Source organism: Streptomyces acidicola (genome assembly GCF_009377235.1).
Classification (GTDB): Bacteria; Actinomycetota; Actinomycetes; order Streptomycetales; family Streptomycetaceae; genus Streptomyces; species Streptomyces acidicola.
On record NZ_VMNX01000483.1, the window covers coordinates 1 to 2,075 of the forward strand.

A 2,075-nucleotide genomic window follows, 5' to 3' on the forward strand; every position below is an offset into this window, starting at 1 on the left:
CCCCGGACGAGGCCCCCATCGTCACGGTCCCCGCCCCCCGCGAACCCGAGACGGTCCTCGAACCCGAGGCACCCGCCGAGCCCGAGGCGCCCGTGGCGGAACCGCCCGCTCCGGAGCCGCTCGTGGCGGACGCGGAGCCCGAGGTCGTACAGAACGCGGAGGACCTGGACACCAGGGTCGCCGACCAGGAGGAGAGCACGGCCGCCGCGGACGAGGCCAGGGAGCCCAAGGGCCCCGCCGCGCCCGGCTACGAGGACGCCGAGCGCGAGGCCGTCCTGCGCGTGATGCGTGAGCGTCGCGATATCCGCAACGGCTTCCGCAGCGACCCGATCCCGCACGACGTGCTGCTGCGCGTCCTGGAAGCGGCCCACACGGCGCCGTCCGTCGGGCACTCACAGCCCTGGGACTTCGTCGTCATCCGCTCGGCCGAGACACGCCGCACGATGCACGAGCTGGCCCGGCGTCAGCGCGAGGCGTACGCGAAGTCGCTGCCCAAGGGCCGGGCGAAGCAGTTCAAGGAACTGAAGATCGAGGCGATCCTCGACACCCCGGTGAACATCGTCGTCACCGCCGACCCGACCCGCGGCGGCCGCCACACCCTGGGCCGCCACACACAGCCCCAGATGGCCCCGTACTCCTCCGCACTCGCGGTCGAGAACCTGTGGCTCGCCGCCCGCGCCGAAGGCCTCGGCGTCGGCTGGGTCAGCTTCTTCGACGAGCGCGAGATGGTGCGCGCTCTGGGCCTGCCCGAGCACCTGGAGGTCGTGGCGTACCTGTGCGTCGGGTACGTCGACGAGTTCCCGGAGGAGCCCGAGCTGCTACAGGCGGGCTGGTCCAAGCGCCGCCCGCTGTCCTGGGTCGTCCACGAGGAGACGTACGGCCGCCGCGCCCTGCCCGGTGAGGAGCCGCACGACCTGCTCGCCGAGACGGTCGCCGGTATCCGCCCGCTGGACGCCAAGGCGCTCGGCGAGGCGTGGGAGCGGCAGAAGCGCATGACGAAGCCCGCGGGCGCGCTGGGCATGCTGGAGATCATCTCGGCGCAGCTGTCCGGCCTGTCCCGCCAGTGCCCGCCGCCGATCCCGGAGCCCGCGGCCGTCGCGATCTTCGCGGGTGACCACGGCGTGCACGCCCAGGGCGTCACCCCCTGGCCGCAGGAGGTGACCGCCCAGATGGTCGCCAACTTCCTCGGCGGGGGAGCGGTCTGCAACGCCTTCGCCAGCCAGGTGGGCGCCGAGGTCTGCATCGTGGACGTCGGCGTGGCCTGCGAACTCCCGGCCACTCCGGGCCTCCTCCCGCGCAAGGTCCGCGCGGGCACGGCCGACATGACGACCGGCCCCGCGCTGACCCGCGAGGAGGTCAAGCAGGCGATCGAGGTCGGCATCGAGACGGCCCGCGACCTGGTCGCGGCGGGCAACAAGGCACTGCTCACGGGTGAGATGGGCATCGCGAACACCACGGCGTCCGCCGCCCTGATCGCGGTCTTCACGGACACCGACCCCTCCGAGGTCACCGGCCGGGGCACAGGCATCAACGACGAGACCCTCGCCCGCAAGACCGAGGTGGTCCGCCGCGCCATCGAACTCCACCAGCCCGACCCGGCCGACCCCATCGGCGTCCTCGCGGCGTTCGGCGGCCTGGAGCACGCGGCGTTGGTGGGCCTGCTCCTGGGCGGCGCGTCCCTCCGTACGCCGGTGATCCTCGACGGCGTCAGCGCGGGCGCCGCCGCGCTGGTGGCCCGCGCCATCGCCCCCGAGGTCCTGGCCGCCTGCATCGCCGGCCACCGCAGCGCCGAGCCGGGCCACGTGGCGGCCCTGAAGAAGCTGGGGCTGCGCCCCCTGGTCGACCTCGACCTCCGCCTCGGCGAGGGCACGGGTGCCCTCCTCGCCCTCCCGATGGTCCAGAGCACGGCGCGGGCGATGCACGAGGTGGCGACGTTCGATTCCGCAGGGGTAACAGAAAAGTAGGGTCACCCGCGGGCCGGCCGCACGTTCGGGGGCGCGGTGCTGGAGCCCCCGGTTCCGGGAAGGGGTGTGGAGTGGGGAAAGAAACCCACCCCACCCCGGCCACCTCCCGGC

1 protein-coding gene is annotated in these 2,075 nt (G+C 73.8%); it reads left to right on the forward strand.

What is annotated here, in order from left to right:
• The coding region (cobT, locus tag FPZ41_RS46210; protein ID WP_228023463.1) for a nicotinate-nucleotide--dimethylbenzimidazole phosphoribosyltransferase at window positions 1–1,964 on the forward strand (1,964 nt) is incomplete at its 5' end.
• Window positions 1,965–2,075: the final 111 nt, after the last annotated feature.